This is a genomic window from Bacillus cytotoxicus NVH 391-98 (assembly GCF_000017425.1).
Lineage (GTDB): Bacteria > Bacillota > Bacilli > Bacillales > Bacillaceae_G > Bacillus_A > Bacillus_A cytotoxicus.
Window position 1 is genome coordinate 1,187,435 of sequence record NC_009674.1, and the last position, 13,681, is coordinate 1,201,115.

16 protein-coding genes are annotated in these 13,681 nt (G+C 34.1%); 11 read left to right on the forward strand and 5 right to left on the reverse strand.

Going from position 1 to position 13,681, the window contains the following annotated elements:
• The first annotated feature begins 400 nt into the window (after nucleotides 1-400).
• From BCER98_RS05825 to BCER98_RS05860, 8 genes are all read left to right on the forward strand, one after another.
• On the forward strand, nucleotides 401-1,816 hold the full coding sequence (locus BCER98_RS05825; RefSeq protein WP_370684822.1) for a ribonucleoside-diphosphate reductase subunit alpha: 1,416 nt from the start codon (nucleotides 401-403) through the stop codon (nucleotides 1,814-1,816).
• A 152-nt stretch (nucleotides 1,817-1,968) separates the two neighbouring features.
• Nucleotides 1,969-2,937: a class 1b ribonucleoside-diphosphate reductase subunit beta gene (nrdF, locus tag BCER98_RS05830; RefSeq protein ID WP_011984155.1), complete on the forward strand. Its 969-nt coding sequence runs from the start codon at nucleotides 1,969-1,971 to the stop codon at nucleotides 2,935-2,937.
• 344 nt (nucleotides 2,938-3,281) lie between these two features.
• On the forward strand, nucleotides 3,282-3,662 hold the full coding sequence (locus BCER98_RS05835) for a GntR family transcriptional regulator (RefSeq protein WP_011984156.1): 381 nt from the start codon (nucleotides 3,282-3,284) through the stop codon (nucleotides 3,660-3,662).
• Nucleotides 3,659-4,357, forward strand: coding sequence for an ABC transporter ATP-binding protein (locus BCER98_RS05840; RefSeq protein ID WP_011984157.1), 699 nt, complete (start codon nucleotides 3,659-3,661; stop codon nucleotides 4,355-4,357). Before BCER98_RS05835 ends, BCER98_RS05840 begins: the two co-directional genes overlap by 4 nt.
• Nucleotides 4,354-5,133: a hypothetical protein gene (locus BCER98_RS05845; RefSeq protein ID WP_011984158.1), complete on the forward strand. Its 780-nt coding sequence runs from the start codon at nucleotides 4,354-4,356 to the stop codon at nucleotides 5,131-5,133. The genes BCER98_RS05840 and BCER98_RS05845 overlap by 4 nt, the downstream gene beginning before the upstream one ends.
• 14 nt (nucleotides 5,134-5,147) lie before the next feature.
• A complete protein-coding gene (locus BCER98_RS05850) occupies nucleotides 5,148-6,050 on the forward strand; it encodes an ABC transporter ATP-binding protein (protein WP_011984159.1) in 903 nt (300 codons plus the stop codon).
• Nucleotides 6,050-6,826 carry an ABC transporter permease gene (locus BCER98_RS05855; RefSeq protein WP_011984160.1) on the forward strand — a complete coding sequence of 259 codons (777 nt, stop codon included), beginning with the start codon at nucleotides 6,050-6,052 and terminating at the stop codon, nucleotides 6,824-6,826. Before BCER98_RS05850 ends, BCER98_RS05855 begins: the two co-directional genes overlap by 1 nt.
• A gap of 430 nt (nucleotides 6,827-7,256) precedes the next feature.
• The gene (locus BCER98_RS05860; protein ID WP_041810278.1) at nucleotides 7,257-8,267 is read left to right on the forward strand and encodes a CPBP family intramembrane glutamic endopeptidase; all 1,011 of its coding nucleotides are present in this window, start codon (nucleotides 7,257-7,259) and stop codon (nucleotides 8,265-8,267) included.
• A 39-nt stretch (nucleotides 8,268-8,306) separates the two neighbouring features.
• Here the strand turns inward: BCER98_RS05860 and BCER98_RS05865 are convergent, their stop codons facing one another.
• The gene (locus BCER98_RS05865) at nucleotides 8,307-8,489 is read right to left on the reverse strand and encodes a DUF3913 family protein (protein ID WP_011984162.1); all 183 of its coding nucleotides are present in this window, start codon (nucleotides 8,487-8,489) and stop codon (nucleotides 8,307-8,309) included.
• A 103-nt stretch (nucleotides 8,490-8,592) separates the two neighbouring features.
• A complete protein-coding gene (locus tag BCER98_RS05870; RefSeq protein ID WP_011984163.1) occupies nucleotides 8,593-9,045 on the reverse strand; it encodes an Lrp/AsnC family transcriptional regulator in 453 nt (150 codons plus the stop codon).
• Between the two features lie 124 nt (nucleotides 9,046-9,169).
• Here BCER98_RS05870 and BCER98_RS05875 point away from each other — a divergent pair, with 124 nt between their 5' ends.
• Complete coding sequence (locus BCER98_RS05875; RefSeq protein ID WP_011984164.1) at nucleotides 9,170-9,601, forward strand: carboxymuconolactone decarboxylase family protein; 432 nt, start codon at nucleotides 9,170-9,172, stop codon at nucleotides 9,599-9,601.
• 85 nt (nucleotides 9,602-9,686) lie between these two features.
• Nucleotides 9,687-10,085 carry an SseB family protein gene (locus BCER98_RS05880; protein ID WP_011984165.1) on the forward strand — a complete coding sequence of 133 codons (399 nt, stop codon included), beginning with the start codon at nucleotides 9,687-9,689 and terminating at the stop codon, nucleotides 10,083-10,085.
• A gap of 29 nt (nucleotides 10,086-10,114) precedes the next feature.
• Here the strand turns inward: BCER98_RS05880 and BCER98_RS05885 are convergent, their stop codons facing one another.
• Nucleotides 10,115-11,032, reverse strand: coding sequence for a S66 peptidase family protein (locus BCER98_RS05885; protein WP_011984166.1), 918 nt, complete (start codon nucleotides 11,030-11,032; stop codon nucleotides 10,115-10,117).
• A gap of 120 nt (nucleotides 11,033-11,152) precedes the next feature.
• Between BCER98_RS05885 and BCER98_RS05890 the strand changes: the two genes are divergently transcribed.
• On the forward strand, nucleotides 11,153-12,244 hold the full coding sequence (locus BCER98_RS05890) for an NAD(P)H-dependent flavin oxidoreductase (protein WP_011984167.1): 1,092 nt from the start codon (nucleotides 11,153-11,155) through the stop codon (nucleotides 12,242-12,244).
• Between the two features lie 17 nt (nucleotides 12,245-12,261).
• On the opposite strand, the gene dltD is transcribed toward BCER98_RS05890, so the two are convergent.
• Nucleotides 12,262-13,437 carry a D-alanyl-lipoteichoic acid biosynthesis protein DltD gene (gene dltD / locus BCER98_RS05895; RefSeq protein WP_011984168.1) on the reverse strand — a complete coding sequence of 392 codons (1,176 nt, stop codon included), beginning with the start codon at nucleotides 13,435-13,437 and terminating at the stop codon, nucleotides 12,262-12,264.
• A complete protein-coding gene (dltC, locus tag BCER98_RS05900) occupies nucleotides 13,434-13,673 on the reverse strand; it encodes a D-alanine--poly(phosphoribitol) ligase subunit DltC (RefSeq protein WP_011984169.1) in 240 nt (79 codons plus the stop codon). Before dltC ends, dltD begins: the two co-directional genes overlap by 4 nt.
• Between the last annotated feature and the right edge of the window lie 8 nt (nucleotides 13,674-13,681).

A 13,681-nucleotide genomic window follows, 5' to 3' on the forward strand; every position in this document is an offset into this window, starting at 1 on the left:
CCTAAGTCTATTAGATATGGAGAAGGTTCAACGACCAAGTAGTTATGTAGGTGACTATATAGCTCGAACCTGGCTTCTCAAACCAAATTCAAAGGGTGTATATAGTTATGGAGAGAACAAAGAGCTTTATAACAAAAATATGTCCTATTTGTAAAAGTAAATATGTGGTTAATCAAAAGAACAAAAAATACACTGAGATTACATCACATTATTCCATTTCGTTTTTTTGAAAGTCTTGATCAAGCAAATCTTATGATGAATTTATTGCTACTTTGTGATTCGTGGCATATTTAGGTACATCAAAAACATGATGAGTGGCTAAACAAAGAATTTGGTGAGAAGAAGATATGGTCTGAACTCTATAGCGATATAGAGAGGGTAGCAGAAATGACTATCCCCCATACGTTTTAAGGTATGGAGTAACAATATGCAAAGAAAAGGTGCCGGTGCTGTATACTTAAACATTTTCCATTGGGATATTATTGAATTTCTCGATACAAAAAAAATAAATGCCGACGAGAAGAGCCGGATTCAGTCTCTATCAATCGGTATTATCGTTCCAAGTAAGTTCTTTGAGCTTGCTGAGAAAAATGAACCATTCCATGTTTTCGCACCATATACAGTATATAAAGAGTACGGAAAACATTTAGATGATATTGATATTGATGAAATGTATGATGAGTTAATGAGCAATCCAAATGTAAAGAAAAAGTCACTAGATTTAAGTGCGCGTGATATGCTCATTAAAATTGCAATGATTCAGCTTGAGTCTGGTTATCCATACTTAATGTTTAAATCAAATGCGAATCAGCAACATCCATTAAAGAATATTGGAACTGTGAAGATGTCGAACCTTTGTACAGAAATCTTTCAATTACAAGAAACATCCGAAATTAACGACTACGGTACAGATGACATAATCCGCCGTGATATTAACTGTAACTTAGGATCATTAAACATTGTAAACGTAATGGAGAATAAAGAAATTCGTGAAGCGGTACATGCAGGAATGGAAGCTTTAACAGCCGTTTCTGATATGACTGTTATTCCAAACGCACCAACTGTGAAGAAGGCAAATGATGAGCTTCATTCGGTTGGACTTGGTGCTATGAACTTACATGGATATTTAGCGAAAAATAAAATCGCTTATGAAAGTGCAGAAGCGAAAGAATTTGTTCGTACATTCTTTATGATGTTAAACTACTACTCGATTGAAAAGAGTATGGGTATTGCGAAAGAAAAGGGCGAAACATTTAAAGACTTTGATAAGTCGGATTATGCAAATGGCACGTACTTTGAAAAGTATGAAACAACAGACTATAGCCCTGTAACGGAGAAAGTACAACAGTTATTTGAAGGGATTTACATTCCAACAAAAGAAGATTGGACAAGTCTAAAAGAAGAGGTGCAGAAGTACGGTTTATATAACTCATATCGTTTAGCTATTGCGCCAACACAATCGATTAGTTATGTTCAAAATGCAACTTCAAGCGTAATGCCAATTGTAAGTCAAATTGAGTCAAGAACATATGCGAATGCGACAACATATTATCCAATGCCATATTTATCAAAAGATACGTTCTGGTATTATAAGTCTGCTTATGATATGAATCAGTTTAAACTGATTGATTTAATTGCAGAGATTCAAGAGCATATTGATCAAGGAATTAGTACGATTCTTTATGTAAATAGTGACATTTCTACACGAGAGTTAGCACGTTACTACATTTATGCACATAAAAAAGGCTTAAAGAGTCTGTATTATACAAGAACGCGTAAGTTAAGTGTGGAAGAATGTGTAGCTTGTACGGTTTGATGTAATGATATATAACTTAAAGGATAAGACATCATGAGCAGGGTTTTATAACCCTGCTCATGCTTAGTTATAAATTTTTAGGTTCTGATAGACTGTGATTAGGAAGTATGAGTTTAGAAAGGATTTCATTATAAAAAAGAAGGGGCGATTCAATGCGTGCGGTAAACTGGAATAAAAAAGAAGACGATTTTAGTTTAATGTTTTGGAAGCAAAACATCGCTCAGTTTTGGACAGAAGAAGAAATCGCAGTATCTTCTGACAAAAATACTTGGGTGCAATTATCAAAAGAAGAACAAACGACGTATAAGCGTGTATTAGGTGGCTTAACACTTTTAGATACAAAACAAGGTGGCGAAGGGATGCCACTTGTGCTTGTACATATCGAGAATTTACAAGCGAAAAGTGTGTTAGCTTTCATGGGCGCTATGGAAGAAGTGCATGCAAAGAGTTACAGTCATATCTTTACGACACTTGCAACAGAAGAAGAAATTGATGAGATTTTCGATTGGGTGGATCAGCATCCATTACTTGAGAAAAAAGCTGGTATTATTACAGGATACTATCGCAAGTTATTAAAGCCACAAGTAACGAAAAAAGAGTTATACATGGCAATGGTAGCGAGTGTATTCTTAGAAAGTTATTTATTCTATAGTGGTTTCTTCTATCCTCTATATTTAGCAGGACAAGGGAAATTAACTGCAAGTGGTGAAATTATTAATCTAATCATTCGTGATGAAAGTATTCACGGCGTATTCGTTGGTCTTTTAGCACAGCAAATCTTCGCTGAACTGTCTGCAGAAGAACAAGAAGACGTGCAAAAGGAAACACAAGATTTATTGATGGAACTGTATGAAATTGAAACGGCATATACAGAAGAAATTTATGCGTCTATTGGTCTTGTCGGAGAAGTAAATCGTTTTGTTCGTTACAATGCGAATAAAGGGCTTATGAACTTAGGATTAGAACCACGCTTTGAAGAAGAAGAAATTAACCCAATTGTTTTAAATGGTTTACGTACGGATACGAAAAACCATGATTTCTTCTCTGTAAAAGGGAATGGCTATGTAAAAGCAACGAATGTTGAAAAATTATCGGATGATGATTTTGTATTTGATTTTTAATAGATGACTGAGGAAACAGGAGGCAAAAGCCTCCTGTTTTTGTTTTTTACCATATTGCTCATATTATTTCATTTACCCAATTATCAGTAATGATTAGGTTACCCATTGTTTTCATATATTCCTTAAATAGTTTACATAATGTTATTATTTTGCAAAAGAGTTTCTCTGTCTTATGATTTCGTCACGATCTTTACAATTGATAGGATGTAAATCGCATTTGAAACGTGTACATGGGCAGGAGAAGTTCATACTCTTTTTTTATGCTCATTTTCGTATGAGTATTTACAATCCTTTTGTATCGGTGTACTATTAAACTAGTACACCGATACAAAAGGAGGGAAGAAATGAAAATTGAGTTTTCTCCAAATATACCAATTTATATTCAAGTGATGGAATACATAAAAAAAGAGATTGCAACCGGTCATTTATCACTTGGTGATAAAATTCCCTCTGTTCGTGAATTGGCAAGTGAGTTACAGGTAAATCCAAACACAATTCAGCGAACCTTCCAGGAGTTAGAGCGGGAGGGTATCGTCATAACTCGTAGAGGGATGGGACGATATGTAACGAGCGAAGGAGAGAAAATTATGGAATTGCGTAAAGAGATGGCCAAAGAACTGCTGGATTCTTTTATCAATGGAATGGATCATTTAGGGTTTTCTGGAGATGAAATTCTCTCTATCCTTCGTTCTTCATTAGAAGACAAAAAGGGGGATAAAGGATGACGAATTTACTTGTGATCAAAAACCTATGGAAGAAGTATGGTTTAAAGACAGTAATCCGGAATGTAAATTTGGAGATTACAGAAGGAAAAATTATTGGTCTTGTTGGGGATAATGGAAGCGGAAAAACGACGCTATTAAAAATGATGGCTGGTTTACAACATCCTTCAGAAGGAAGTATTACAATTGCAGGAAAGAAAATAGGATTAGATACGAAAAAGGTTGTTTCATTTATGCCAGATTACCCTGTATTTGATGAGTGGATGACTGTAAAAGATGCAATATTTTTCTATCGTGATTTCTATCAAGATTTTGATATACAAAAATCGGTAGATACAATTGCTGCATTCAAAATACCGTTAGAAGAGAGAATTACAGCTTTATCAAAAGGAATGGTTGAAAAGTTACAACTCATTTTAACATTTTCCAGAAAAGTAAAGTTTTACATATTAGATGAACCGCTTGGTGGGATAGATCCTATATCAAGAGAACATGTATTAGAGCTTATTTTACAGTTTTATCGAGAAGATTGTACAATTATCATTTCGACACATTTAATTGGTGAAATTGAAAATATTTTTGATGAAATTCTCTTTTTAAAGGATGGAGAAATTGTACTTCATGAAAATGTGGAAGAGCTTCGTTTTCAAAAAGGGAAAGCTGTGACTGAGTTGTTTAAGGAGGTGTTTAGTAGGTGAGCGGATTATTACATTATATGTGGAATTGTAATAGAAAGAGGTTCATTATTTCATTTTGTATACTTATATTTATTATGGCTATATTATGTGTACAAATGAATGTACAGTTAAGTGGTACATCTGATAAGAAGCAATTGGAACTCTTTTTTGTTATAGTAATATTATATATATTTAGTCTATTTCTTTCCTTTATACAAACGGTAGCTACCTTTTCAAAACTTTTAAAAAATCCACTTATTCGTTTAAGTGGGGTTTCCGGATGGAAAATAGTATGGGGAATCGTTTTATTCTTATTTGCGGTGATGATAGTATGGGAAGTTGTAGCGGATTGTCTATTATATATTTTGGGAATTTTGGCAATACCGGGTTCGACATTATTTCAATTGTTGACTGAAATAAAAGATATGACAAGAATGGAATGGCTTTTGAATTCTTTGATAGAAATGCTGAAAGTAGAAAGTATTATGGTTCAAATATTATTTTTAATCGTACTAATGAAATGGTTGATTAAAAAGAGGAAGCTGCAATTCTTATTTATCATTGTTTCCTTCTTTATTTTAAATGCAATCTTTAAAGGAATATATGTAGGGTTAGGAAAAGTAACAACAGCATATGAATTCACAAAAAAAGTAATGTATTTAAGTGGTGAAGGATTAGAAATTGGTATGTATGCAGGAACAACTATTAATATATACAATGTTAGTTTTGCTTGCATAATAAGTGTAGCATGTATGTACGCAACAGCCTACATCATCGATAACAAACTAGAGGCCTAAAGGAGGAAGAATCATTGGGAAACGTAGTAGTTAAATTAGAAAATGTTTATAAGAAGATTGGTGGAAATGAAATTATTCGTGGTCTTTCATTTGAAGTGGAAGCGGGAGAGGTATATGGATTTCTCGGGCCGAATGGAAGCGGAAAAACGACAACAATTCGCATGATGACAGGTCTTATTGCCATGACAGCAGGAGATATTACGATTTGTGGTCATAGTATTCGGACAGAACGTGAGAAGGCGTTAGAACACATTGGAGCGATTGTTGAAAACCCGGAATTATATGATTATATGACAGGTATGCAAAATTTAAAACATTTTGCTAATATGGCTGTTACGCCAATTAGTAAAGAGCGTATCGCTGAAATTGTGAAGCTAGTTGAACTAGAGCATGCGATTCATAAAAAGGTAAAGACATATTCACTTGGTATGAAGCAGCGCCTAGGAATTGCTCAAGCACTTCTTCACAATCCGAAAGTTCTTATTTTAGATGAACCGACAAATGGATTAGACCCAGCTGGTATTCATGAAATTCGTGATTATTTACAAAAATTAGCGAAGGAAAAAAATATAGCTGTCATTGTATCGAGCCATTTATTAAGTGAGATTGAATTAATGTGTGATCGCGTTGTTATTATTAAGAATGGTCAATTTGTACAAGCATATAACTTACATGAGCAAGCGAAGCATGATGAAACTGTTGTCGTAATGTTTGAAGTAGATCAAATCGAACGTGGAAATGAAATCATTCAAGGTAAGGTGCAAGAAAATATTATTGTTGCTTCTATAACAAAGACTGAAATTCCGCAAATTGTGAAACAACTTGTTCATCATGATATTCTCGTATATGGCGTTACAGTACAAAACAAAACACTAGAAGATAAATTTTTATCAATTACAGGAGGAGTGAAGGCATAATGGTAAAATTAATCCAAAATGAATGTTTAAAATTACATGCGAAAAAAGGTATATATATTTTAATGGGAATATTAATTGGATTGGAAATTATAATCGCAGTCGGTGTGAAACAATGGGCACCGTCTGAGATGCAACCGTCTGGATATGGCTCATTTACAAATAGCATGTTCGATTTTATATTTCTTATTGTTACAATTTTTGGAATCATCTTAGCAACTCGTTCTATTACAGAAGAATTTCAAAAAGGAACAATTAAACAGTTGCTGATTCGTCCTAGAAAGCGAGTTACAGTTTTATTTTCAAAATATATAACAATTGCATTAGTTGTAACAGTCATATTATTTATTGCTTTCATGGTTTCCGTATTAATTGGAATGGTTGTTTTTGGTGGAGAAAAAGAGGGACTAACAGTTGCGGTATTAATGAAGAAGTTTATGTATGAGATAATATCAGTGTTATTCTTTATAACATTAGCTTTTTGTTTAGCAAATATTTTTAGAAAATCTGTATTACCATTAGTTATGACCCTATTTATCTTTTTCTTAAAAGGAACAATCAATACAGTATTAATGATTTTGGCAGAAGGTGTAGCAAAGTTCTCTGTTTTTTCTCATTTAGATTTAAGTGTATATGATAGTAATGAATTCATTAACGCGGGAATGAAACCTCCATTTGCTGGGTTTACCTTTACAACATCATTATTAATCGATATCGTATACTTTGCTATATTACTGATTGTGTCAAGTGCCTTATTCCAAAAACGTGATGTACTATAAATGATAAATGATAAATCCTCCGCAATGAGCGGGGGATTTATTAATACATTTGTTCTTTTTGTATATCGTCTTGCAGTGATTTTCTTAATGACAATTAAGATGGATACAATGCTTATAAAGAGGGTATAACGGTCTGGAAAATGATTGTGATTATAGAAGTACGCATGAATTTATTTCTACAAATATGCGTTTAATAATGTAATAGATTAAGGGGTAGAGGTTATCATATTTTCAAAGAAATCCGTGTAAAAACTTTTTCTTATTTTCAACACGTTAAGATGTTTTATAAAATGAAAGTATAAAATGCGATATTTGGCATTATCTTGTAAAGAGGAATTTTTATTACATAGTTTCATTGAAATGCAGTAACAAAGGAACTGAGCAAAATCGGAAGAATTTTATGGATACATCATTTTTGGGGGTGTTTTTTATTCAGTACGCATTTTCACATATAAGACTTCGCAGTTTTTTTGCATGGATGATTTTAGGAATGATTGTTACAGTAGTAACGTTAACGGTGATAGGAGTTTCAAAAACGATTGAAGATGTCGTCATGCAAACGACAGTGTTTTTTATATTCCCATTATTATGGCTATATATGAAAACACAAAAAAATAATATTGTATTTACTAGTTTTTTTGATAAAACATCAAAAATGAATTGGAAATTAATTTTGATTGCAACAGCAATGGGAATGATTTTTTCTTTTGGTGTATCATTTATTCAATTTTACATACTAGCACATCTTGTCCCGAATTTTATTGTAGATATATTGAATGATACTAGTTTAATGAATACGAACAATGTGTTCACAATGATATTTAGCTTTATTTCGGCATGTATATTTGCACCGATTATGGAAGAAGTGATTTTTCGAGGTTTTTTCTTACAACGTATGACAGTAAAGTGGGGAATTAAACGAGCTGTAATTATTTCATCTCTTATTTTTGGGTTAGGTCACTTTGATATTGTAGGTGCCTTCTTATTTGGAATCATTATGTGTCTTTTGTATATTAAGACACAAAATATATGGATGAACATTGCTGTACATGCTTTAAATAATTGTATTGTAACGATTATGCAATTAATAGGAGGAGAAGAAGCAAATGATACGATTTCTGCTAGTACATTACAAGGAGTAGGAAACCTATGGGTTGGAGCTATTTTCATTTTGATTAGTTTATTATGGTTTGTACCTTTTATTCGGAAGAATTGGCGAAACATAAAGGAAACAGGAGTGCCGCCTCTTCGTTTCATCGATGAGGAAAAGAGAACGGAAATAGCGCCGCAAAATAGAATATATAGTCAAGTTATTATAACGGAGCGATTGATGGCTGTAGAATTACCAGATGAAGTTGTCAATCGGATCAAATTAGAAGAAAATGATGAAGTAACAATAACGGTAGAGAATGATCAAATTATTATTCAAAAAGCTGAGTAAAGTAAAAAGTAGCCTTCCGATGAAAGGAAGGCTACTTTTTTAATGAATAACAATTTCTACATGAAAGTTATTTCCTTTTTTTATATATTTAATATCTGTAACGGTACGAATCGTTTTTAAAATCTCTACTTTTTCCCCAATGCGGGGAATGGTAGGAACATTATCCCAAATGCCAAGTAAGTCATCTTCCTGCGCTGTTTTTTCATAAAACAAAATTTTCAAAACGATACCCCTTTCTCGAAGATTTTGTATTTTAATACATAATAAAACATTTTTATTCTTTTTGTAAGAGGTTTTTAAGGTTGTTTTGAATAAAAATTAATTTTTATTTTTCTGGAAAAACATGTTCAATATCAGGCGTTAGTGCAACTTCTGATAAGACAATATGAGAAACAGTTGTTGCATAGGAAGAGACATCATTAATAAATTCCTCAAGTTCAACTAAGGAAGGAACAGAAATTTTCACGATATAACAGAGGCTACCTGTTACGCGATAACAAAAGCTTGCTGATGGATAAGACTGAATAAATTGTTGCATACGTGTTGTATCACCATTTTTTAAAGTAATTTCTAAAATACAATCTAAAACGAGGCCAGCTTTTTTATAGTCAATATCGATTGTATATTTTCGGATTACCCCCTCACTTTCTAATTTACGAACGCGTTCTGTTGTCGAAGGTGCGGATAAATTCACACGTTTTGACAGCTCTCGCATTGAAAGGCGACTATCATTATATAATTCATTTAAAATTTTACGATCCACACGGTCTAGTTGCATTTGTAAATATACCTCCAGAAAATTTGTATTTTTTGTAAAGAAATCATATAAATTAAGATTCATATGAAATGTAAAGAACGTCTTATCTATTTTACAATAAAAGTGTGAAGAGGAGGAGAGAGTGATGGAGAGAATTTCATTATCAAATGTAGGAGATACAAAGTTTCAAAAGTTATTAGGTCATAATCCGGATATATTACATTCATGGAGTGCGTTAGAAAACACGCTGTATCATACAGGAAATCTTTCGCCAGAGTTGAAGGAGCAAGTAAGAAGAACATTAGCGTATGGGAATGAATGTCCGTACTGCATGGCAAAGGGAAGACCTGATGATATGCAACAGGTGGAAGAAATTAGTGTAGCAGTTACTTTTGCACATACATTTGTTCATGATCGAAAGGCGATAGATGATAATCTGTTTCATATATTAAAACAATATTGGACGGAAAAAGAAATTGTAGAGCTTTGCGCGTATATTTGTTTTATTACTGCGTCGCAGCAACTTGGATTTGTATTTCAATTACAGCCTGATTCATCGCTAAAACTATTCCGATAAAATAATTGCATAATTATATAGAAAAAAATAAGAATATTTCGTATAATTAAAGTGTAATTATTTTGAGAAATAGGGGTGGCAGTATATGGAGCAAATTCCAGTAAAAAAAATAGAAACCGTACTCGTTTTAGCAGAGGATGATAAGCAAAAACAAAAAGAATTTTATGAACTGTTGCTTATGACTCATTTTTATGTTGCTGGTACAATTGAAGCAGAAGATTCAGCAAAAGAAGGAACGTTGCGTTTGCGCCATTTTCAAGGAGAGGGTAGATGGATTGTTCCGTTCTTTACGCAATTGGAATTTGTAAAAGAAGTATTGCCAGAAGATACGCCCCTTATTACGATACGTGGTAAAGAATTGTTTGAAAGTATGGATAAGGACGCAACGGCGGTATTAAATGTAGGCACGGAAATAAGTAAAACATTTATTCCTGAAGAAATCGCAGATATTGTGTCTGGTCGTATCTTTCAGTATTACAACTAAAAAAGAAAAGCCATTTTGGCTTTTCTTTTTTAGTTTGTAAATGGCACGATACCAGAAGGGATAGAAATTGTATTTCTGTCTGTATTCATTGTGACTGTAATCCCAAGGGGAATCCCAATATTAGGGCTAATATGTCCAATTGGTAAGCCGAATAGAACTGGGATATGATGCGGTGCAAAGTATTCGTACAATATCGTTTGTAACGATTGAGATGGTTTTGAAGAAATGCAGTTATGACAGCTTGTAAAAATAATACCTCGACATTTATTAAATTTTCCTGATAAATGGAGTTGATTCAACATGCGATCAATGCGATATGGTTCTTCGCCAATATCTTCAAGTAATACAATTTTATTGGTTGTATCGACTTCAAATGGTGACCCAAGTGTGCTTGTCAATACAGTTAAGTTCCCTCCAATGAGTGTTCCAGTAGTGAAGCAGGAAGGGGCTGGCACAATACATTCTGATGCCGTTAAGATAGATGAATAAGGAGAGAAGAGTTGGTTGAAAGAAGAACGCGATAGAGAATCTACCCCTTTTCCTAATTCTTCAATCATCGGTCCATGGAACGTCACGAGGTTTGCATAGCGTGAAAAAGCGGTATGTAAAGCTGTAATATCACTATATCCCCAAAAGATTTTTCGATTTTGTTGAATGATTTCATATTGAATGCGAGGGAGGAGACGCGCACTTCCGTAACCACCTCGTGCACAGAAAATCGCCTTTACTTCATTATTTGTAAAGGCTTCATGTATATCATCAAGACGAACTTGATCATTTCCAGCTAAATATCCATACTTCTCATAAACACTCTTTCCAATTATTACGGATAAGCCCATCTCTTGTAAGATGTCCACACCTTTTAATACATTTTCAAGTGTTGGTGGGCCAGACGGTGCAATAATCATTACTGTATCACCTTGTTTTAACGCATTTGGATATATCATTGTTTTCAGCCTCCTTCTCTTTCAATATATTCGCTTCGTATGAAATTCAATCCTTGTAAAAGAAGGGGAAAACTTGTCAAATAAAGAAGGTATAAGGGAAGGGGAATAGGAGGAGGCATAATGTTTACAAGTCGAGTTACAGACATATTACAAATTAAGTACCCTATCATTCAAGCAGGTATGGCAGGTGCGATTACGACACCAGAACTTGTTGCAGCTGTAAGTAATAGCGGAGGATTAGGCACGCTTGGAGCCGGCTATATGAGCCCAGAAAAAATTCGTGAAGCGATTTATAAAATAAGGCAGTTAACTGATAAGCCTTTCGGTGTTAATTTACTTGTAACGAAAGAGATACAAATAGAAAAAGAGAAGGTAAATGAGGCGAAAGTCTTACTTAGTGGAATGAGTAGAGAGTTAGGTATAGAGGAAGATGAATTCAAGCTTCCACAAAGCTATAAAGAACAATTACAAGTACTATTAGAAGAAAAGGTGCCGGTTGTTAGCTTTGCATTTCAAACGTTAGAACAAGAAGAAATAAATGTTTTGAAAAGAAGAGGAATAAAAGTGATTGGAACAGCTACTCATGTAGCGGAAGCAAAAGCACTTGCTGAACTTGGGGTAGATATGATCACTGGGCAAGGTAGCGAGGCAGGAGGACATAGAGGAACATTTATCGGTAAAGAACAAGATGCTATGATTGGTACGTTTGCGTTAATACCTCAGTTAGTAGCAGCAGTCTCGCATATCCCGATTATTGCAGCTGGTGGTGTAATGAACGGGAAAGGGTTTGTTGCTGCATTGGCATTAGGTGCAGAAGGTGTTCAAATGGGATCAGCCTTTTTAACGAGTGAAGAAAGTATTGCACATGATGTATATAAAGAGGCCATACTGCAAAGTGCAGATACGAGTACAACTGTTACGAGAGCATTTTCTGGAAGATATGCAAGAGGTATACGGAATACTTTTATAGAAAAGCATGAAGGAAAAGAAGATAGGCTTCCGATGTATCCAGTGCAAAACGTATTAACTTCTAAAATACGCCAAGAAGCAGCGAAACAAAATAAAGGAGAATACATGTCGCTTTGGGCAGGACAAGCATCATCATTAGCACGAGTAGAATCAGCTCAGCGCGTCGTGGAGCGAGTGATGAAAGAAACAGAGAATGCCATTGAACAATTAGAAAATGTATATAGAAAAAGACCACTTGAGTAATTCAAGCGGTCTTTTCGTTAGTTTGTTTTATAAAATTGTTGGATAGCTTCGTCGATGTAAACCCAGCCTTTCCAACCTAAGTGCATATGATCTTTTAAGAAGTATTTATCATACTCATGATTTGAGAAGTCGGCAATTGGATACCCAGCTTTCTCAATTTGTTTATGAACTTTTTTGTAGTACAATTCGCGGCGTTCTTTCGGGAATCCCGCGTAATCGTACCAAGTTCCTTTGACAGGAACAGAAATGAAGAGTGGTTTTGCACCTGTTTGCTTTAATAAGTCAAGTACAGTTTGTAAATCTTCATACTCTGGAGATTGATCATACGCATCATGTTTTAAGTATCCTTGACGTTGTTTTAATTTCTTTTTAATTTTTTTATTGAAATAATGATCTTCGATACCGTATTCATTCGATTGCGATTCCATTTTACCAGCTTCATCCGCATATTTACGCGCTTCTTCCCAGTTCATTTGTTTCAATGCTGGATCAAGCTTTTCTTTCGGTGTTTTAATATGAAACATTGCCGTAAATAAATCTTTACGATCTAAAATATTGCGATACAGATAAGCAAAAGGTTTCACAGCCATTGCTTTTATTTTATGCTCTGTATCATCATAAACAATACCTTCTAAAGAAGTTTTCAACAATGTTTCTTTCTTTACAATTTCAAAGTTCAGCAAACGCTTTGCAATTTGTTTTTTCATTTCCGGTTTTAAATCATTGTTGAAAATGAAATGATAGCCTTGTTGCTTAGAAAAGTTAGGTGCAAAATGCGTTTCGTCAATACCGTGTGGGACAAACCATTGAGGTGAAAGAACAAAGACCATTTTTTTATCTTTTAATTGATCCATTGTAGATGCAAAGTTTAATACATGTACAAGGTTTTGTGTTCCACCTCGGCCAAGAAGGAATGGTGTGAATCCTTCTGGTTTTACTTTAAAGTAATTGGATGGATGAAAAGCATCCATTCGAGCAAACTCCGATGAACCATACATCGGAAGGTATTTCGGGTCTTCTAACATTTTTTGCTGTAAAATCATACTTTGAATTTTTTCTTCTTGTAAAGAAGTAGCAGCTCGTTCTACTTTCTTATCACTGACAAGTGGAAGTAGAAAGCGTGTTGGAATAAGTAGGAATACAGCAAAAAGGGCCAATGCTAGAAGCATCGGTCCAAATTTTGCTTTGCTCATCGGATTTCTTCCAATTTCTTAATAACCATATTTGGTGTTGCCCACTCATCACGGTCGAAATCAGAAATAGAAACTTCAATACCTAAGCGCTCTTGGAATTCTACTAATAAAGATACGACAGCGAAAGAATCAAGAATACCTTCTTCAAATAATTGAACATCTAGATTCTCTTTCACAATATCATTTTCACATACTTCTTCTAAAATATCTAATACTTGCTCTTTAAATTCTGCCATTTAAAAAA

Coding starts and splice junctions, on each gene's coding strand:
- nrdF (WP_011984155.1), top strand. CDS start 1,969: ATGCGTGCGGTAAACTGGAATAAAAAAGAAGACGATTTTAGTTTAATG.
- BCER98_RS05835 (WP_011984156.1), top strand. CDS start 3,282: ATGAAAATTGAGTTTTCTCCAAATATACCAATTTATATTCAAGTGATG.
- BCER98_RS05840 (WP_011984157.1), top strand. CDS start 3,659: ATGACGAATTTACTTGTGATCAAAAACCTATGGAAGAAGTATGGTTTA.
- BCER98_RS05855 (WP_011984160.1), top strand. CDS start 6,050: ATGGTAAAATTAATCCAAAATGAATGTTTAAAATTACATGCGAAAAAA.
- BCER98_RS05870 (WP_011984163.1), bottom strand. CDS start 9,045: ATGCAACTAGACCGTGTGGATCGTAAAATTTTAAATGAATTATATAAT.
- BCER98_RS05875 (WP_011984164.1), top strand. CDS start 9,170: ATGGAGAGAATTTCATTATCAAATGTAGGAGATACAAAGTTTCAAAAG.
- BCER98_RS05880 (WP_011984165.1), top strand. CDS start 9,687: ATGGAGCAAATTCCAGTAAAAAAAATAGAAACCGTACTCGTTTTAGCA.
- BCER98_RS05885 (WP_011984166.1), bottom strand. CDS start 11,032: ATGATATATCCAAATGCGTTAAAACAAGGTGATACAGTAATGATTATT.
- BCER98_RS05890 (WP_011984167.1), top strand. CDS start 11,153: ATGTTTACAAGTCGAGTTACAGACATATTACAAATTAAGTACCCTATC.
- dltD (WP_011984168.1), bottom strand. CDS start 13,437: ATGAGCAAAGCAAAATTTGGACCGATGCTTCTAGCATTGGCCCTTTTT.
- dltC (WP_011984169.1), bottom strand. CDS start 13,673: ATGGCAGAATTTAAAGAGCAAGTATTAGATATTTTAGAAGAAGTATGT.